Below are 19266 nucleotides of genomic sequence, written 5' to 3'. Positions count from 1 at the left end.
CCCTTGTGGTCCGGGCCGCGTGACCGGACGTGGGGAAACCGTGCGGAAGTGAAGGGGACGGAGTCTCGTCATCACCGTGTCCGTGCCGACTCGATCAGCGACGACGTCGACCAGCCGGCGACGAAGGGTACGACCACGGTTCGTCCGCCCAGGGAGCTGACCAGCTTGTCCTCCGGAATCTCCATCCCCGAGTAGTCGCCGCCCTTGACCCAGATCGCGGGACGCAGCGCGCGTATGGCCGCTTCGGGGGTGTCCTCGTCAAACACCACAACGGCGTCGACGGAAGCGAGTGCTTCGAGTACGAGAGCGCGTTGCGCCGCCGGAACGATCGGGCGCGACGGGCCTTTCAGGCGGGACAGCGAGTCGTCGCTGTTCAGGCAGACGATCAGGCAGTCACCCAGTTGGCGCGCCTGTTCGAGGAGCCGGACGTGCCCTGCGTGCAGCAGGTCGAAGCATCCCCCGGCGGCGACCACGGTGCCGCCCCTGGCACGGACCGCACCGGCGAGCTCGATCGCCCCTTGCCCGCTCGCCGCGGGCCCGGCATTCGAGAGCCCCGTCATGGGTGAGCCGTCGTCGGGCGGATGGTCCAGGGACCTGGGACCACCTGCCGCGACGTACGCCGAGGCTGCCTCCACCGCCGATGCCACCGCTTCGCTGGGCAACTGGCCGCAGGCCAGCATGGTGGCGAGGTGACCGGCGAAGAAGTCGCCCGCACCGCAGGGGTCGGCCTTTCCTCCCGCGGCAACTGTCGTGGGCACGACCAGCGGCGGCAGATCCACGTCGGCGAGCAGGACAGCGCCATGCTCGTGCCGGGTGAGCGCCACCTGGACCGGCCCCCACTCGCGCCACACCGCACGGGCCGCTTCGACGTCGTCGGACAACGTGTCGCCGCCCGTGAGGGAGGCGATCAGCCGGGCTTCCCGGCTGTTCGGCGTCACGACCGCGGTGTGCGGGACCGGCACGGCACCGCGCGGATGCGGGTCCCAGACCAGTGAGGATCGCCGGGCCGCCTCAGTCAGTACGGCACGCAGGCCGGGGTGCGCGGTGATGCCCCGACCGTAGTCGGACACCAGGACGCCGCCGGCGGCCATCAGCACGCGCCGTGCCGCGGCGAGTGCCGTTTCGCCCTCGCGCCCGACGGGCGGGCAGACGTCGTGCTCGTCCAGCATCATCACGGTGCGCCCGGCCGCGCGGATCCGCGTCTTGACCGCGGTCGAGCCGTCAAGGCCGAGGTCGACCACCTCGACTCGCGCCTCGCCGAGCAGGGTGCGCAGCTGGTCGCCGACCGTGTCCTGGCCGAGCGCGGTGACGAGGGTGACCGGGTAGCCCTGTCGCGCGCTCAGCACAGCGGCCAGCGCGGCACCACCGGGGCGTACGTGTGTGGTGCCGCCGGTCACGACCAGGGCCGGCTCGTCGGACGCGACCCGCTCCACGCGGCCAAGGTGGTCGCGGTCGAGGAAGGCGTCGCCGACCACCACCAGGTGCGGGCGGTCTCCGCGTGCCGCAGCCGTCCGCCGTTCCCCCACCGGCTCCGGTGACGACGCGGACGAGGGCGGCGGCGCGGACGGGGCGGAACCGACGGCGTCCGTGGCAGTGTCGTGCCTGGCGGCGACGGCGGCGTCCATGGCGGCACACATCAGGTGGATCACCACGAGGTGGCATTCCTGCACCGTGGACAACGCCTGCGCCGTCACGGTCACCGCTTCGTCCACCAGCGTTGCCAGCGGGTTGGGTGCCGGTCCTGTCAGCGCCCAGGTCACCGCGCCGACCTCCCGCGCGGCCTCCGCGGCGCGCAACAGGTTCGCGCTGCGGCCGGAGCCGGACATGAGCAGCACCACGTCGCCCGGACGCGCGTGTGCCCGCACCTGCCGGGCGAAGACCTGCTCGTAGCCGTAGTCGTTGCTGATCGCGGTGACCGAAGACGTCTCGGCGTGCAGCGACAACGCGGACATCGGCCGGCGTTCGGTCTGGAATCGGCCCACCAGCTCAGCCGTCAGGTGTTGGGCCTGCGCCGCGGACCCGCCGTTGCCGGCCACCAGCAGACGCCGGCCGCCGCTGCCCAACTGGGCCAGCCGTGCACCCCAGTCGGCGACCCGGGACAGGTCGAGCTCGGGCAGGGCCGCGGTGAGCTGTTTCAGGTAGTCCGTGGCAGTTGAGGTGTCGGCCGTCATGCTGGTGCTCCTACTGTTGGACGCCCCAGAAAGTCGTTGAGTTCGATGGTGTGGCGATCGGGGTCGGCCACGAACGCCACCGTCTCCTGCTCGATCCGGTGCGGCTCGGTGACCACTCGGTAGCCCAGCGCGCGAATGTGTTCCACCAATGCCGGGACGTCGGCGACGCGAAACGCGACATGGTGCGTGGGGTGCGGGGCCGGCACGAGGTCGCGCTCCTGCCACAGCTCTACACCCGCCGGTCTGCCATCCGGCGCCATCTGCAGGATGACGCGATCGGCCAACTCGTAGCGCACGACGCTGGACAGCCCGAGTGCGTCGGCATAGAACCGTTCGGCGATGTCGATGTCCGCCACGTCCAGCCTGATGTGGTCGAAGGCCGCGACCGAGGTGACCGGGTGCGCACAGTCCAGCGACTCGCTGCCCAAGTCGCGACCCTCCTTCAGGGGTGACGGAGTTTCTCCACCTGATACGGCCACATCCGATTTGGCGGAGTCCGGTTTCTCAGAGTCCAAGGCACTCTCCGGTTACAGGCTGGCAGGAGCGGACGGGCGGCAGTTTGTGAATCGATGCCGCCGTTGACTGAATTGGCCGACGGGTCATTCGGGACATGCCGCCCTGATACGGTTGGTGCACGAGCCGGAATTCCTGATGAAACCCGTCGGTCACGACCGGCGCCGCATCCCCCCTCGTTACGCAAGATCAAGTCGCCGGCCATGACGGGCAAGCCCATTGATCGTTGCCGAGGGACAACTCTATGGACTCAAGTGGAGAACAGTTGCCCGGAGTTGCGCAGTCCATGGCCAATGTTGCGAGTGACCATATGGACCGTCCGACGAGGCGGGCTGCTGTGCGCGCAGTTGAGGCGGCATGCCGGGTCGGTGATCCAGGTCAAGGTGTGCCGGCTTTCCGCGAGGCGGACTCGCTGACGCGATGACCATGGGAGATCACCCCGCGGACCGCCCGGGTTGCAACGGCCATGTGCGGTGAGGACACTCCGAACCCGTCGGCCCTTGTCGGGGCGGGTGGGCTCCGCCGGTGGCGGTACCCCTCCGGTCGGCCGTCCCGCCCTCGCGTCCCGCTCGGACCGGTCAGTCGCGTTGCCGTACTCGTGCGCGAGTCAATCACCTGCCCGTCGGACGATCCACACGATCACTCGCAACATCGGCCATGGACTGCGCAATTCCGGTCAACCTCTGTCCACTTGAGTCCCTAGAGTTGGGGGGCGCCTATGAGGCTGTCGCGGCCTACGGAATTCATCAAAAATTCAAGGCGAGTGCTCCACCGGCCAATCCGTGCATGGCAGCGTCGACTTGCAGAAACAGTGAGCGGCAATCGGAACCGCCACAGGCCAGGGGTTGACAAGCGCGGCACCACACCGCAGGATCCCAACAACGCAACGCGGGTCCAAGGGCTTTACGCAAATGCCGCTATCCAGCGTACCGGCGCAGATAAAGATACTCACCCTGCGCCAGGGCCGATCTCCAGCCCTTCTCAACCGTCCGCAGAAACCAGAGCAGGTGTCCACTGCTCGCTCGACATTTCTTCTTCTCAGGGACAGAGCGCGTCGAGCCCCAGGACACACGAGGCGGCGACCGGCCAGGCCTTTCGCGCCGCACACCACGACCCTGATCCGTAGGCCGCGTGCACTGACCCGACGGACTCAATACGGAGAACCCACCGTGTCGACAGCTGATCTCCCCTCAGATCTCGCCGAATGGCAGTGGCCCGCGGCTCCGAACACCGATGACCCGCGCTGTCGGGTCGTGATCGTCGGTGGTGGGCTCGCCGGGCTCGAAGTGGCCCGGCAGCTGGCCGCTCTCGGTGTCGACGACGTCCTGGTCATCGAAGCCGGACCCGCGCGGGATCTGCTGCACATCAACTCCGCGCACAACCCCGATGAGGCGCTGCGCACCTTCCTCGATCCTGTCGGCGACCCGCACTTCCAGCGTTGCTGGGCATCGGACTCCGCTCCGCACTACGCCGCCAATGCCGGTCTGCGCAGGCGCCTCGGTGGACGCTCGCTGTACTGGTACGGCGCGTCCCTGCCGGTTGAGGACTGGGCGCTGGCCGACTGGCCGGAGTCCATCGTGACCGACCTGCGCGGCTCCTGGCAGGGCGGCCGCCCGCTCTACGAGCAGGTCGCGGCAGACCTCGGCATAGATCCGACCCGACTCGACTCGCAGCAACCGGTGCTGAAGGTCGGGGGATTCCGTCTTGTCCGCACCCCGCAGGCCGAAACCCGGTTCGGTGACGACGGCCGCTGGTACGCCTACTCCCCGCTGGACCATTGGCGGCACCCGGTGACGGGCGCCGCGCTGGACGGCCCGCGCGGTATCCGGTTCCTGTGCGGCACCGAAGTCCTCTCGGTCGACGTCAAGGACGGGCGGGCCCGCGGCGTCCACGTCCGGGAAACCGGCCCGAACGCCAAGGGCCGCCGGATCGCTGCGGACTCGGTGGTCCTGGCCGCCGGGACCATCGAGAGCAGCAGACTGGCCATCCAGGTGCTTCGTGCGACCGACCCCAGCCGCCCGCCCCGGCTGAACGGGCTCACCGACCACATCGTCCAGGGCTTCTTCCTGCGCGTGCGCGCCTCCGGCGACTCCGGCGACTCCGGCGACGCCAGGGCACCTCGCGGCTTGTCGGATATCACACCCGGCTCGTACGTGACTGCGTGCGAGGACGGAGCCCGGTCGAACCTGTTCGTCACGGTCGAACGGCCCGAACCCGACGTCCTGCTGTTCGACGTGCGGCTCACAGGGGAGCAGGTGCCCGGGACCGGTAGCCACGTCACATGCGAGCCGGCTGGCGAGTACCCGTGGCGCACCACCGTAACGGCGGCTCTGGCCCCGGCAGACCGGGACGTCATCGGACGCCAGCGCCAAGTACTGGACGAGGTCTGGAGCCAGTTGGCCGCCGAGTTCGGTCTCACCGCCACGCCCCTGGCTTTCGACGACTTCGACCACCCGGTTCGCACCAACGCGTTCGTACTGCCGGAGTCGATCGGCGCGGAGACGTCCGAAGGGCCCTTCACTTGGTCAAGCCTGCTGGGTACTGAGGACCACGAGGGTTGCACGCTGCCGCTGGGGGACGTACTCGACGATCGCCACGCGTTCACCGCCGTCCCGGGCCTCTACGCCTGCGGGCCGGCGACCTTTCCCCGCATGGGTGCCGCCAACCCCTCCCTCACCACCCTGGCTCTCGCGCGGCGACTGGCCCACGTCCTGGCCGCCGCTCATGGCCGACAGGCACACCCCGTGACATCGGAGGTGGACGCGTGATGCTGACGGACAAGCGTGTCCTGGTCACCGGAGCCTCGAAGGACATCGGCCGGGGCATCGCGCTCGACCTGGCCAGGCACGGAGCAACCGTCGTCGGCACGTACAACACCGGCGCGTCCGACGCGGAGGAACTCCTTGCCCTCGGCATCAAGGAGATGGTCCACCTCAATCACCTGGACCGGGAGGAATCAGCGGCCACGCTCAGGCAATTGGCCGCCAGCGGCCCGTTCCACGGGATCGTGAACAACGCCGCAGTGATCGAATTCGCTTCCTGGGAGTCCAGTCTGGACTCCTGGGACAAGGTATTTGACGTCAACCTCCGGGGCCCACTGGCCACCACGATCGCGCTCGCCCCCGCCATGCCACGCGACAGTTCAGTCGTCAATATCTCCAGCACGGCGGGGACGCTGGGCTCATTCGATTCACTCGCCTACTCGGCGAGCAAGGCGGCGCTCACGAACCTGACCAAGAGCCTCGCCAATGTGCTCGGGCCATCCGGAATCCGCGTCAACGGCGTCTCGCCCTGCTACATCGACGTCGACGCACCTGCGGAATCAGCCGGATTGACTCCCCTGGGGCGCAACGGGTTCCCCAGCGACATCGCCTCGGTAGTGGCCTTCCTCCTCACCGACGGCGCCCGCTTTGTCACCGGCACGGAAATCACTGTGGATGGTGGCTACATGGCTGCGGACGCCCTCGCGAAACGTGCGTATGAGGCGCACTGACCGATCCACTGCCGATACCCCGAAAAGTACGGACGTCGTGGTCGCCGGCATGGGCACCACGACGCCACTCGGTGCCGATCTGCCGTCCACCTGATCCGCTCTCCTGGTAGTGGGTCCGGTATCCCCACACGGGAGACCTTCTGGACCGACCGGCTACCCGTCCGTATCGCGGACGTCCGGGGGGGGATGGATCCGGCCGATGTCGGGACCGCGTCCAGCGACCGCGGCTCGATCACAGCCAGGGAGCCGCACTCATCGCCGCCCGTGAGGCATGGGCGGACGCGGGCTCTCCCGATGTGGATCTGGTCCGGTTGGGCGTGGTGGTGGGTATGGGCGTCGGCGGGTCCCCGACGAGCACTGTCCACCCACAGCGAAGCGCCCGAGCGGGCATCCTGGCCCTTCGACAAGGACCGCGACGGATTTGTCATGGAGCCGTCACGCCAGGAGTATTCCGCGCCACTGCCCGATCGCCACATACGAACGCGCGCCCGCCAGCGCCGCGGGCGCGGCGATCAGCAGCACCGCCACGTACGGGAAACGCACGCCGCGACGACGGCGTGGGCTTGGCGGCCTGAACCAGCCGATCGGTCGGCGACAACCCTGAACTCTCCCCCGGCGAAGGCGACTTGACGAGACAGCCAGTGGCAGACTGACGGCACATTGAGGCTCCGGTTCAAGACGGCGACTGGCAAGGTCATCCGTCTGCGACGGGAGCCTCCATCTGTTCGTACCGTGCCCACCGAACATCGCCACCACCCTGTGACCAGCGACTTCACCCACTCAACCGGACTTTGAAAGGGCGAAGAGGCTCTGAGGCGGTGGGCACCCGAGCAGTACCTGCCAGAAAGGCTACGTGACAATGGCCGACCCTCGTAGTGCTCCGCTGTGGAATTCGCTGACCATCGAGAGGCGATTCATTCCCGATCAGGGGCGTATGACATACCAGCCACCCCAGGACTGGTTCACTATCGTGGCGCTTCTGCATGGCTTATGCCAGGTGGAATACCTGGACGGTTCGGGCTGGCATCAGACCACACTCGTCTCCGGAGACACCTCTCGCCTCGTCGGCAAGAGCGCGGTACGGCTTATGCGGCCACCGGCAGTGAAGCAGCGCGCAGAGGTTGCCTTTATCGCACTGCCTACACAGCACTTTCGGTACTACGCGGACGAACATCCGGAGGTCGCCGTTCGTGACCTGTCGGCCCTGGAGACTCCGCGGGTTTTCGACCCCGTGGCCGCGGCCATGGCCCCCGGTCTACTGCGTGCCCACGACGCCGGGGTGGGCGAGCACTACGCGTTCAGAGCGGCCCACTACCTGACCGCCCATCTGCTCCACCCGCACCACGACCTACGGTCGGACACTCCGGGCCTCAACCCGGAGCGACTGCTCGCGGTGACCGACTACATGCACGAGCACCTGGCATCGCACATCACCCTCGAAGACATGGCCAAGGAAGCCTTACTCAGCCGCTACCACTTCGTACGCCAATTCGCCGCCGCCACGGGAAAAACGCCCGTACAGTACCTGACCGAATTACGTGTCGACACCGCGTGCCGCCTCCTCACCACGAGCAACGAACTCATATCCCAGGTCGGCAGCCGCTGCGGCTTCCCCAACCCGGGAAACTTCGCCCGCGTCTTCAAAAAACACCTGGGCTGCTCACCCCTCCAGTACCGCCAGCGATCCCAGCCGACATGACACTCCCAAGCCGCTGCCTCTCCGATCACGGCGGTGGCAGTCACCACGCCCCTCCTCCGCGTACTGGACCCCGGTGAGCCGGAGTACAACGGCCCCCAAACCACCCACCACACGCACCACCCCGCCGGAACAAACCGGCTCCCCTTTTCGGAGCTCGGGCTGCCTGCGCGAGGACTCAATGAGGCGGTCGGCCTGCTCCCGAACGCCGTCCAGGGCCCTCGCGCAGAAGCGGAAGAGCGGCTCCGCCCCGCCGAGTTCAACTTCTCCGTCGGCATCCGGTTCGGCGACGCCTTCAGCGCCCGCCGCCAAGCCGCTCCACTCAAGAAACGCAATCACTGAATCAGGTGACCACACCCCCAGGGGTGGTTCGAACTCAAGATCACGAGGTTCCGGCCCGGCAGTACGGACCTCCGGGGCGGGATGGAACATCCGGGCGATAGTTCGCCCGGCCTTCACCGTTACGCATGACCCGACAGGCAAGTTTTCCGAGCACCTGTCCGCACTGATGCCTTTCGGAGGAGCTCCATGCGAACCCAGCCCAACATCGTCGGCGTTCATCTCGTGTTCGAGCAGGCTGGACAGGTACTCCTCCAACAGCGCTCCCCCAACGCCCGGTTCGCGGCTCGGGAGTGGCACGTGCCGGCCGGGCATCTCGAAGCGGAGTCGGCCGCGGAGTGCGCCGTCCGGGAAGCGGGCGAGGAGCTCGGCGTGCTCATCGACCGCCAGGACCTCCGCCTGGTCCACGTGCTCCACTACCGCGGCAACGCCGCCGGCAGCACCCCGCGCATGCAATTGTTCTTCCGCGTCCTCGACTACCGGGGCACGCCGAAGATCTGCGAGCCCGACCGCTGCGTCGCACTGGGGTGGTATCCGACCTCGTCGCTGCCCAGCCCGCTCGTCGACTACACCGCCGTGGCACTCACCTCCATTGCCGCCAACCGCCTCTACTCCTCCATGGGGTGGGGCGCATGAGCCGCACACAGCCGCTTGCGCAGGCGGCGGGCAGGGCTACGACGACGAGGGGGCGAGCATGACCGACGCGGACGGATGTGACAGCACCAGCGGCGACGCGGCCACCATCCCGCGCCCTCGGGAAGAGCTCCTTGATCTGCCTCCCGCTGCCCTGGCCCCGGCCGCCGATGGCGACGACATCGTGGACGGCATGAAGGAGGCGTACTGGGCGGTCTACGACGGCGCCGCCGCCAAGGCGTCGGTCGGGCAGATCCTCAGGCGCCTCCCCGCCATCCTGAAGCAGGTCGGGAGGCTCGCCTGGCAGGCCGACCGCGGGGCGACGGTACGGCTGGCCGTGCTGCAGATGGCCGCGGCGGCGATGACGGCGTTCGGCCTGGTGGCCACCGTGGGGGTGGCCCAGCATCTGTTCGCGGCCGGTCCGACCCCCGGACGGGTTCGGGCAGCGGTCCCCCAACTCGCCCTCGTGGTGGGCCTGTTGTCGCTGCGCGCCCTGCTGGAGTACGGCGTCTCGGTCGCCCAGGCCCGGCTCACGCCGAAGATCCGTACCGCCCTGGAGACCGAGCTTCTGGAGCTGACCGCGCACGTCCGCCTTGAGGTCGTCGACGACGCCGACTGGCACGACGAGGCGTACCGGGCCAGGGACCGGGGCTTGTTCTACTCGCGGCAGATCGTCGGACAGGCCGTCAGTCTCGCCGCCGCGCTGCTCGGCCTGGTGGGCACCGCCGGCGTCATCACCGTGCTCCACCCCCTGCTGATCCTGCTGTTGCCGTTGTCCGTCGTGCCGGTGGGCGTCGCCGCGGTCCGCGCGGCACGGGCGCGCTTCCACAGTTTCCGCCGGTGGAACGCCCTCCAGCGGCGCATCCAGGTGTTCTCCTGGCTGCTCTTCGACCGGGACTCCGCCGCCGAGCTGCGCTCCAACACCGCCCAGCGGGCCCTGCTGGACGAGCACCTCCGCCTCACCCGGCACGTCGCCGCCGAGGACACCCGCCTCGACCTGCACTCCGCCCGTCTCTCACTGCTCGGCCGGACCACGGGTGGTCTCGGCACCACGGTCACCTACATCGTCCTGGGCGCCATGCTCATCCACGGATGGCTGCCGCTGGGCGTCGGAGCGGGCGCGGTCCTGGCCATCCAGAACAGCAGGTCCGCCCTGGTCAGGGTGGTCGACGTGGCCCACCTGGTGTATGAGCACGCCATGTGGGTCGACGACCTGCTCGCCTTCCAGGCGCGGTGTCGCACGATGCTGCCCCGACGTACCGGAGTTCAGGCGCCAACCACCGTCAAGGAGGTCCGCCTGGACAACGTCACCTACACCTACCCCGGCAAGGAGAGCCCCGCGCTCGACCAGGTCTCGATGACGCTCCGCGCAGGCCAGACCGTCGCCTTCGTGGGCGTCAACGGCAGCGGCAAGTCGACGGCGTCCCGGGTGCTCGCGGGCCTGTACGACGTGGGCGACGGAGCGATCCGCTGGGACGGCGTGGACGTGACCACCATGGACAGCGAGTCGCTGCAGTCCCGCGTCGCGATGGTCCTCCAGGATCCGGTCCACTTCCCGTTCAGCGCCCTCGCCAACATCACCGTCTCCCGCGGCACCCTGACCGCGGCCGACCCGCCCCGGGCCCTCGCGGCGGTGCGGGCCAGCGGCGCCGAGACGGTGATCGCGGCGCTGCGGGACCGCTGGAGTGCGGTCCTGTCCAAGCGGTTCAAGAACGGCGAGGAGCTGTCGGAGGGCCAGTGGGCGAAGGTCGCGGTGGCGCGCGGCCTGTACAAGGACGCCCCCGTCCTGCTCCTCGACGAGCCCACGGCCAGCATGGATCCCCGGGCCGAACATGCCGTGTACCAGGCCGTGTTGAGGGGCGACCGCCGCAGCGACCAGATCACCGTCCTCATCTCGCACCGGCTCGCCTCCGTCGTCGAGTGCGACACGATCTACGTATTCGAGCGCGGCCGGATCATCGAATCCGGCTCGCACCGGGACCTGATGAGCCTCGGCGGCGAATACGCGGAGATGTTCGCCCTGCAGGCCGCCGGCTACCTGTCCGCGAGCGCCCCGGAGACGGAGCCGACGTGACCACGCCGAATCCGGCCCGCCCGCTCGGCGACTGCCCGAGCCGGGGCCCGGGCCCGGGCGCACGATTGCGGTTGGGTTGCGGTCCGCCTGCACGTCGTTGCCCGGATCGGGCAGCGGGCGTTAACGCATCGTGGACCAACTGTCTGAGTCGAAGCCCGTCCATGCTGAGCTGCCGGACGTGTACTGGCTGGGGAGTTCGCGGGGCGAGCGGGCGAACCACTGCCTCAGTGAGCCCGAGCGGCTGACGGACCTCCGGCTGGAGATACTGCGCTCTGTCATGGCCGGGTTCGCCACGGGGACGGTCGTGGTCGCGACGCTCGTGTCGATCTGCGGAAGATGAGCCCGGCTGTCCTGGTCACCGTCGTAGTCCCTGTCCGAGCCGCCTTCCCGACCCGGCCATTCCCACCGTCCATTCCTCGCGGTAACCCCCTGCGCCTCCTCGGCCTCAGCCGCCCGCGCTTACGATCAAGGTGCTTCCGGGAGGCGTGTGAAGTGGTCTCCCGGAGCAGGTTGATGCACCGGAAAACCCTGAAATGCCCGGATCTCCATCGGGCAGTTCAGGGCCCAACACAGAGCAAGGAGCGCGGGCATGGACAAGCGGCACGAGCCGGGGCGGCGGGCGGTACTGGGAGCCGCCGCCCTGGGCACCGGAGCGGCGGTACTGGCCGGAGCGGGACAGGCGAACGCGGCCGGCACGGGGACGGCGGACCGGTCGACGCCCGCCGGGGCGCCCGCGAAGCTGCCCGTACCGTTCGTCATCGGTCACCGCGGCGCCAGCGGCTACCGTCCGGAGCACACCTTCGGCTCCTACCAACTCGCCCTCGACATGGGCGCGGACGTCATCGAGGCCGGTGACCTCGTGCCCACGAAGGACGGGCACCTGGTCTGCCGGCACGAGCCCGACATCTCCGCCACCACCGACGTCGCGGACCACCACGAGTTCGCCGGCCGCAGGACCACCAAGACCGTGGACGGCACGAAGATCACCGGCTGGTTCACCGAGGACTTCACGCTCGCCGAGCTGAAGACCCTGCGCGCCAAGGAGCGCATCCCCGACGTCCGCCAACACAACACCATGTACAACGGCCGCTGGGAGGTGCCCACCTTCGAAGAGGTCCTCCAGTGGGCCGAGCGCGAGGGCCGCCGCCGCGGCCGCCCCATATGGATCTATCCCGAGACCAAGCACCCCACCTACTTCCGCAAGCTGGGCCTCGGCATCGAGGAGCCGCTCGCCAAGCTGCTGCGCCGCTACGGCCGGCACACCGCGCACGCTCCGAACATCCTGCAGTCCTTCGAGCCCAGCAGCCTCAAGCGGCTCAGCGCACTGGGCGTGAAGTGCCCCAAGACCGTCCTGCTCGACGAACCGTCCGTCAGGCCCGCTGACTTCGTCGAGTCCGGCGACCCGCGCACCACCGCCGACCTCCTCAAGCCCGAGGGGCTCAAGTGGATCGCCGGCTTCGCCCAGGGCATCGGCCCCTGGCTGCCGCAGATCATCGCGCAGGACGACCAGGGCAAACTCGGCAAGCCCACCACCCTCGTCCGCGACGCGCACGCCGCGGGCCTTTTCCTCACCCCGTACACCGTGCGGAACGAGAACAGCTTCCTGCCGCTGGACTTCCGGGTCGGCAAGAACCCCGGCGATTACGGCAACGCGCTCGCGTACTTCAAGGCGCTCTTCGCGACCGGCATCGACGGTCTGTTCTCCGACGACCCGGACACCGCGCTGCTGGCCGCCGAGGAGTTCCGCCGCCGCTGACCCGCCCCGCGCCCCGGACCACTGCCCGGCTCCCACCCACCCTCGTACTCATGCGGGCGGGGAACGATCGACGCGCCCGAGGCGTGTCCTCGGGTGCACGTCGTCCGGGGCGCCTCACCATGGGTGTGGCCGCTCCCCGCACGATGAGCTGCGCGCGTGCAGGAGAAGGCCGCCACTCGGCAACTCGACACGATTGCCGCCCAGCGCCGCAGGCTGCCGATGGTCGAGATGCCCGACTACACCCTCGAAGGCGAGGAGGGGCCGGTCCGGCTGGCGGACATCTTCGACAGCAAGGCTCAGCTGATCGTCTACAACGCATGTGGTTCGGTCGCGCCGCCCACGACGGACGGCTCAGGAGTGGCTCAGCACATTGATCACCCGGCCGTTCGGGTCGCGGACGAAGAAGCGGCGGACGCCCCACTCCTCGTCCGTCAGGGGGTGGACGATCTCGGCGCCGCGGTCCACCATCGCCCGGTGCACCGCGTCGACGTCCTCGACCTCGACACTCACGTCCGGCATGACCGGGGCCGTCCGGTCCTTGGTCATCAGGCTCAACTGCACGGCGGGGTTGTCCCTGGAGGCGAGGGTGACGATCCAGCCGTGGTTCATCACTTCCTCGAAGCCGAGCACACCGTAGAAGTCGGAACTCTCGGCGAGGGCCTGCCCCTCGGACTGAAAGTTGGGGACGATCCGGCGAACGTGCATGAGCCACTCCGTGGGACGCAGGAACGTGCGGAACCCTCACGCTACCCAATGCGAAGTGGCCCCTCGGGCGGAGCACGTCGTCGGCACGGCGCGACAGCCACCAACTCAGGTCGCTCGCAAGCTACTTGACGCTACGTCAGAATCAATCCCTTCACCCGACAGGCCCGTCAGGTGAAGGGCTCGCAGCATGGCCGGGAGATCCCAGTGGTCGTACGCGGAGGCGGCGACCAAGGACTCCAGCGCCTGAGGGGTCAGCTCATACCGTTCGGCTCGGTCCAGGACGGTCGTCGGAGCGACACCGCCGTTGTCGCCGAGGTCCATGGCCCGTACGACGTCGTCCCGGTCGACGAATCGGCTCATCCCGCAGTCCAGACCGTCGTCGTCGAGGTCCTGCGGGTACGGGGCGCGCGACCAGGTGCCGTCCTCGTACCAGTAGACGCAGCCGAGTTCATACCCTTCGAGCAGGTCGCGGAGCTTGTCGTGCGGGAGCCAGTCGGGGGCGCCGGCCAGCATGTCGATGGCGGGCTCGTGCCACTTGACGTCGCTCGACTCGTCCTCCCCATAGAGCACGAAGCGGCCCTCGCCCGTCCGGGCCAGCGTCCACCACGTACAGCCGCAGTCGTCGAGGTGGAGGCCGCCGGCGTCGATCCAGCAGCCCGTGCGGTGCACCGACGGCGTCTCCTCGCCCTCGGCCGTCGCCTCCAGTACCGCGAGCAGGCCCCAGCGCGCCCAGAGGGTCTCGGGCCGCGGCAGGTCGCCGGGCAGGCCCGGACGCCGAATCGTCATCTCGTACCCCCGTGGGACGGTGTCGCCAAGTGCGCGATCGAGCCTAGCGGGCGCGCGGACCAGGTCAGGCAGGGCGTCGGCCGGCCTGAACGGGGTGAATCGGCCCGCGCACGGAGGTACCTCGTACGGCGCAGTCCGGCGAGCCCGGAATCCGGCGGGCGCCTTGACTGGGGACGTGGACACTGTTGCGAAGCCCTCCGCCGCCGCGCACAGCGATCTGAAACCCTCTGCCGCCGCGTACCGCAATCTGGTGACGGCGACGGTCGGGTTCACTCTGACGTTCTGGGCGTGGGACCTGATCGCGCCGTTGGCCGGTGACTACAAGGACCGGCTGCACCTCAGCTCGTTGCAGCAGTCGCTGCTCGTGGCCGTCCCCGTGCTCGTCGGCTCGCTCGGGCGCATTCCGGTGGGAGCGCTGACCGACCGCTACGGCGCGAAGCTGATGTTCCCTCTGATGGCCGCGCTGACCATCGTGCCGGTCCTCCTCCTGATTCCGGCACGGGACAGCTACGGCCTGATGCTCGTGGTCGGCTTCCTCCTCGGCCTGGGCGGCACGACGTTCGCGATCGGCATTCCCCTGGTCAACTCGTGGTTCCCGCCCAGCAAACGGGGCTTCGCGCTCGGCGTGTTCGGCATGGGCATGGGCGGCGTGGCCCTCTCCGGATACCTCACGCCCCGGATCGCCAAGCACGGCTATCACCTGCCGTTCGTCGTCGTGGCCGTGGCCCTCGCCGCGTACGCCGTGCTGGCGGCGCTGCTGATCAGCGATCGGCCGGACCGGCCCGTGCCGACGGCCTCGCTCGCATCGCGGCTCGGGCAGGCGGGGCGGCTGCGCGTGACGTGGGAACTGTCCGCGCTGTACGCGATCGGGTTCGGCGGAATCGTCGCGTTCGGCGTGTACCTGCCCACGTATCTCAAGACCTGGTACGAGCTGTCGCCGACGGACGCGGGCTCCAAGGCGGCGGGGTTCGCCCTGGCCACGGTCGTCTTCCGGCCGATCGGCGGCTGGCTCTCGGACCGCGTCCACCCGGCACTGGTCACGGCCGCCGCACTCGGCGTGGTCGCCCTGCTCGCGATCGTGCAGGCCTTCGACCCCACGCTGTACCCCGGCGGCACCATCGCCCTGCTGTGCATGGGCGCCGGACTCGGAACCGCCAGCGGCAGCGTCTTCGCCCTGGTCTCCCAGGTGACACCGCAGCCCCAAGTGGGCAGCGTGACCGGCATCGTCGGAGCGATGGGCGGCCTCGGCGGCTTCGTGCCGCCGCTGGTCATGGGCGCGATCTACAGCGCGAAGGGCTCGTACTCGATCGGCTTCATGCTCCTGTCCGACCTGGCGCTGGCGGGGTGCGTGTACGCATACGCGCGGATGAGGACCAGCCGCCCCGTCGACTGAGAGCGCCCTCCTTGGCGGGGGGATTAATCCCCCCGGGCCCTGACCTCAGTTGGGACTCATACCTCAGCCGCCGGTCGTACGGCGACGGGATCGGGCCACCGCCAGGGCCGTCAGCGCGGCCACTGCGGTCAGGCAGAGCCAGGCGAAGGTGTCTCCGATCCGGTCGTAGATCGTGGTGGTGCCGTGCGTGGGCACATGGGCCACCGTCGTCTGCTGCCCCGTCGTGAAGTAGTCGGTGGTGGCCAGGACATGGCCCATGTTGTCGTAGGCGGTCGAAACCCCCTGCGCGTCCTGCCGCACCAGTGAGTAGCCGCCCTCGATGGCCCGCAGACTCGCCTTCGCGGTGTGCGCGGCGCCGTACTCCTTCCAGTCGGCGGAGGGGACGAGCATGATGTCGGCCCGCGTACGCATCATCGCCGGGAAGTCGGCGTCGTAGCAGATGACATTGGCGATGCGGCCGTACGGGGTGTCCGCGACGGGCACTCGGCCGTCGCCCGGCGTGTACCTCTCCGAGCCGGGAATGGGGTGCGCCTTCTGGTAGGTCCACAGCACCTTCCCTTGGGGGGCGATGAGCAGTGCCTCGTCGCGGCCGAAGGCGGGGGCGGTCGTGCTGTAGACGCGGACGCCGATCTCCAGGTAGATCCCGGACCGGCGGGCCTGCTCCTGTGCGGCCGCGATGGCGGCGGGGGCGTGGGACTCCTGGGTCCTGACGGCCTCCTCGGGCCAGATCACGATCTTCGCTCCGGCTGCGGCTTCGCGCCGGGTGGATGCCAGCAGGTCGTTCTCGACGGCGGTCATCGCGGGCTCCACCTGCGAGGCGGGCGCGGCGGCGATGTCGGCCGGCCCGCCGTCGATCCGCCCGAGCGTGCTCTGAAGGGCGTCGGTCACGGTCCGGCCGGGGCTCACCCCGGCGATCCGCACGGTGGTTCCCGCCGACGGGCCGAAGGCGAGCCGGGCCCCGCCGGCGAGCACGACGGTCAGCAGCACCGTCCCGTAGACCAGGCCGCTGCGCCACGCGGGCCGCTCCCAGATCCGGTTGGCGGTGCTCGCGAAGTAGCCGATCAGAAAGCCGATCCCCCACGGCCCGGTGACCGAGACGACCTGCAGAAGCGGGAGGTCGCCGTACTGCGTGACGGCCAGGCAGCCGTACGCCGTGCCGAGCGGAGTCACCAGGGTGATCAGGAACTCGGTGGCGGCGAAAGCCGCGGGGAAGGCGAGGGCCGCCACCGCCGGACGCAACCGGCCGACGAGCAGCCTGTCGGCCAGGAACGGCAGCGTCTGCAGGGCGGCGAGCGCGATCGCGCCGACGATGGCGACCGGGTTGAAGCCCAGCTTCGACTCCTGGATCCAGAAGACGGCGGCAGCGATGTGTGCCAGCCAGATCCCTGACATCGCGGACCACACTCGGCTCTGGCGGGCGAAGCGCAGCAGGAGCACGGGGAAGATCCAGGCCGCGGCAGCGATGTCCCACCGGCCGCCCACGGCGAACAGCATCGTGCCCGTGCCGAGCGCCAGCAGACCGTATCGGGAAAGCGACGAACTCCCTTGATTCTTGCGGGAGTTGATCGTGGGCTTTGCATCCTGGGGAGGCTGTGCCGTCGAGGCGGCGAGGGGATTCGCCGGCGGTAGGTTCGTCATGGCGAGAACGCTAGGCGGGCGTCTGCCCGTGGCACCTCCGTCTCCACGGCGATCTCCCGCGCACCCACGCAACTATCGATGCACGACCGAGGGACGATCCGCTCGGCGCCCCCGTTCGTCTAGCCTGACGGACCGAGATGGTCATCAACATGAAAGCCGCGCCACGAGCCGCGCGGCGATGGATAGCCGACCGGCCGCGACTCCTGGACGTCGCGCTGGGCGGCGGCCTGACGTTGTTCGACGTGGCCACCGTGCTGGACCGCACTCCGGAGCCGGCCGGCTGGGGAGTGGCTCTGTGGGGAGCGCAGACCGTTCCGCTGCTGTGGCGGCGGACGCGTCCGCCGGCCGTGCTGGCGGCGATGACCTGCCTCTACGTGGCCTTCCAGGTACTCGGTCCCATCCAGGGCCGCGTACCCGGCCCGTTCCTGCTCATGATCGGCGTGTATGCGGCGGCCCGCTACGCGCCGGTCCCGGCGAGCCTCCTCGGGACGTTGCTGTGCCTCGCGTCCACCACCGCCGCCGATGCGCTCACCGGGCACTGGGAAGTACCGCGCCTGGGATCACTGGAGCCGATCAGCACCACGACCTTCGTCTTCTTCTTCGCCCTCGCCTGGCTGCTGGGGTGCGGCAGACGCAGGATCGGCGCCGACGCGGAACGCCTGCGAGAGCTCAATCGACGCCTGTGGACCGAGCAGGAACTCAACGCCCGGCAGGCGGTGGTCACCGAGCGCGCCCGCATCGCCCGGGACCTGCACGACGTGGTGGCCCACCACGTCAGTGCCATCGCCGTTCAGGCGCGAGCCGCCGAGGACGTCATGGCGCCCGGATCCGGCCCCGCCGAGGCCGTGCAGTGCGTCGGTCTCATCGCGCGGACCGCCGACACCGCGCTCGTCGAGATGCGGCGCGTCCTCGGGTTGCTGTCGTTCCGCGAACGGGAGCTCGCGCCCGAACCCTCCCTCGACCACCTCGAACCGCTCATCGACGCGGCGACGGCGACGGGTTGCCGAGTGACGTATGTGTCGCGGGTCCGGGCAGGGACCGCGCTCTCCGCGGGGCTGCGGGTCTCGGCCCACCGGATCGTCCAGGAGGCACTGACGAATGTCATCAAGCACGCCGGTCCCGTCGGCGTGCAGGTCACCGTGGGCGGCGACGACTCCCGCGTCACGATCGAGGTCGCGAACGACCCGGCGCCACCGGGGCACGAGCCCGTCCCCGGGACCGGACGCGGGCTCATCGGCATACGGGAGCGCGTGGCGGCGTTCGACGGCGTACTGGAGGCCGGGCCGCGCGAGGACGGCGGCTGGCGACTGCACGCGGTTCTCCTCGCGAAGCCGCCCCGACCGGCGGAGGCGGACGCATGACCATCCGAGTACTGCTCGTCGACGACCAGGAGATGGTCCGGACCGGTCTCCGCCTGGTCATCGACCGCCGTGAAGACCTGTCGATCGTCGGCGAGGCGGCCGACGGGGAGCAGGCCGTCGCGCGCGCCGTCGAGGTCCGGCCCGACGTCGTGCTGATGGACGTCCGCATGCCCGGCACGACGGGCGTCGAGGCCACGCGGCGCATCACCACGTGCTGGCCCGGGCCGGGTCCGGCTCCGCGGGTCCTCGTGCTCACCACGTTCGACCTCGACGAGTACGTGCATGCCGCGCTGCGCGCCGGGGCCGTCGGCTTCCTGCTGAAGAACAGCCCTCCCGACCAGCTCGCCCAGGCCATTCGCTCAACAGCCCACGGAGAGGCCGTGCTTGCTCCGAGTGTCACGCGCCGCCTCATCGACACCGTCACCGCCCTGCCGGCCGCCCTCCTGCCGCATGCCCCGGCTCCCGCTCCGCGCGAGGGCGAGCTCGCGGCCCTGTTGACCGAGCGCGAACTCCAGGTCCTGGTGCTGGTGGCCCGGGGGCTGTCCAACGCCCGGATCGCCTCGGCCCTCGGCCTCAGCGAGGGGAACGTGAAGAGCCGCGTCAATCGCATCCTGACCCGGCTCGGCCTGGAGAACCGGGTCCAGGCCGCCCTGCTCGCCCACCAGGAAGGCCTTGCCGCGGTCGTCCGCATGCCGCCGGGGACCTGAC

Annotated in this window: 15 protein-coding genes and 1 pseudogene; 11 read left to right on the top strand and 5 right to left on the bottom strand. The window is 69.6% G+C overall.

Translation table 11 applies throughout. The annotated features are described in order from the left end of the window. Nucleotides 1-71: 71 nt before the first annotated feature. Nucleotides 72-2171: a D-glycero-beta-D-manno-heptose 1-phosphate adenylyltransferase gene (gene rfaE2 / locus OHA17_RS36195; RefSeq protein WP_406510013.1), complete on the bottom strand. Its 2100-nt coding sequence runs from the start codon at nucleotides 2169-2171 to the stop codon at nucleotides 72-74. Continuing rightward, nucleotides 2168-2599: a VOC family protein gene (locus OHA17_RS36190; protein ID WP_406510012.1), complete on the bottom strand. Its 432-nt coding sequence runs from the start codon at nucleotides 2597-2599 to the stop codon at nucleotides 2168-2170. The genes rfaE2 and OHA17_RS36190 overlap by 4 nt, the downstream gene beginning before the upstream one ends. Nucleotides 2600-3853: 1254 nt before the next feature. On the opposite strand from OHA17_RS36190, the gene OHA17_RS36185 reads away from it, so the two are divergent. The 8 genes and pseudogenes from OHA17_RS36185 to OHA17_RS36150 form a co-directional block, all read left to right on the top strand. Then, nucleotides 3854-5452 carry an FAD-dependent oxidoreductase gene (locus tag OHA17_RS36185; RefSeq protein WP_406510011.1) on the top strand — a complete coding sequence of 533 codons (1599 nt, stop codon included), beginning with the start codon at nucleotides 3854-3856 and terminating at the stop codon, nucleotides 5450-5452. Further along, nucleotides 5452-6177 (top strand): SDR family NAD(P)-dependent oxidoreductase, encoded by a 726-nt coding sequence (locus OHA17_RS36180; RefSeq protein WP_406510906.1) that lies wholly within the window; start codon nucleotides 5452-5454, stop codon nucleotides 6175-6177. Before OHA17_RS36185 ends, OHA17_RS36180 begins: the two co-directional genes overlap by 1 nt. Before the next feature lie 859 nt (nucleotides 6178-7036). After that, nucleotides 7037-7876, top strand: coding sequence for a helix-turn-helix domain-containing protein (locus OHA17_RS36175; RefSeq protein ID WP_406510905.1), 840 nt, complete (start codon nucleotides 7037-7039; stop codon nucleotides 7874-7876). A 525-nt stretch (nucleotides 7877-8401) separates the two neighbouring features. After that, the gene (locus tag OHA17_RS36170) at nucleotides 8402-8848 is read left to right on the top strand and encodes an NUDIX domain-containing protein (RefSeq protein ID WP_406510010.1); all 447 of its coding nucleotides are present in this window, start codon (nucleotides 8402-8404) and stop codon (nucleotides 8846-8848) included. A 58-nt stretch (nucleotides 8849-8906) separates the two neighbouring features. Continuing rightward, nucleotides 8907-10919, top strand: a complete 2013-nt coding sequence (locus tag OHA17_RS36165; protein WP_406510009.1) for an ATP-binding cassette domain-containing protein — start codon at nucleotides 8907-8909, stop codon at nucleotides 10917-10919. A gap of 130 nt (nucleotides 10920-11049) precedes the next feature. Next, entirely contained in the window at nucleotides 11050-11259 is a 210-nt protein-coding gene (locus OHA17_RS36160) for a hypothetical protein (protein WP_406510008.1), read from the top strand. Nucleotides 11260-11508: 249 nt separating this feature from the next. Next, nucleotides 11509-12675: a glycerophosphodiester phosphodiesterase gene (locus OHA17_RS36155; RefSeq protein ID WP_406510007.1), complete on the top strand. Its 1167-nt coding sequence runs from the start codon at nucleotides 11509-11511 to the stop codon at nucleotides 12673-12675. 153 nt (nucleotides 12676-12828) lie between these two features. Next, nucleotides 12829-12990: pseudogene (locus tag OHA17_RS36150) on the top strand (DUF899 family protein); the annotation flags it as partial. A gap of 36 nt (nucleotides 12991-13026) precedes the next feature. Here the strand turns inward: OHA17_RS36150 and OHA17_RS36145 are convergent. Next, nucleotides 13027-13380, bottom strand: coding sequence for a VOC family protein (locus OHA17_RS36145; protein ID WP_406510006.1), 354 nt, complete (start codon nucleotides 13378-13380; stop codon nucleotides 13027-13029). A 105-nt stretch (nucleotides 13381-13485) separates the two neighbouring features. Next, a complete protein-coding gene (locus tag OHA17_RS36140) occupies nucleotides 13486-14166 on the bottom strand; it encodes a hypothetical protein (RefSeq protein ID WP_406510005.1) in 681 nt (226 codons plus the stop codon). A gap of 175 nt (nucleotides 14167-14341) precedes the next feature. On the opposite strand from OHA17_RS36140, the gene OHA17_RS36135 reads away from it, so the two are divergent. Beyond that, on the top strand, nucleotides 14342-15559 hold the full coding sequence (locus tag OHA17_RS36135; protein WP_406510004.1) for a nitrate/nitrite transporter: 1218 nt from the start codon (nucleotides 14342-14344) through the stop codon (nucleotides 15557-15559). 63 nt (nucleotides 15560-15622) lie between these two features. Here OHA17_RS36135 and OHA17_RS36130 read toward each other — a convergent pair whose 3' ends face one another. Beyond that, nucleotides 15623-17197 carry a nitrilase-related carbon-nitrogen hydrolase gene (locus OHA17_RS36130; RefSeq protein ID WP_406510003.1) on the bottom strand — a complete coding sequence of 525 codons (1575 nt, stop codon included), beginning with the start codon at nucleotides 17195-17197 and terminating at the stop codon, nucleotides 15623-15625. Between the two features lie 149 nt (nucleotides 17198-17346). Between OHA17_RS36130 and OHA17_RS36125 the strand changes: the two genes are divergently transcribed. Both OHA17_RS36125 and OHA17_RS36120 read left to right on the top strand, forming a co-directional pair. Beyond that, nucleotides 17347-18558, top strand: a complete 1212-nt coding sequence (locus OHA17_RS36125) for a sensor histidine kinase (protein WP_406510002.1) — start codon at nucleotides 17347-17349, stop codon at nucleotides 18556-18558. After that, entirely contained in the window at nucleotides 18555-19265 is a 711-nt protein-coding gene (locus OHA17_RS36120; protein WP_406510001.1) for a response regulator, read from the top strand. The genes OHA17_RS36125 and OHA17_RS36120 overlap by 4 nt, the downstream gene beginning before the upstream one ends. Nucleotide 19266: the final 1 nt, after the last annotated feature.

Source organism: Streptomyces sp. NBC_00212 (assembly GCF_045206365.1).
GTDB lineage: Bacteria > Actinomycetota > Actinomycetes > Streptomycetales > Streptomycetaceae > Streptomyces.
Note: the sequence above shows the minus strand (reverse complement) of the source record. Positions and strands in the feature narration are given on the sequence as shown.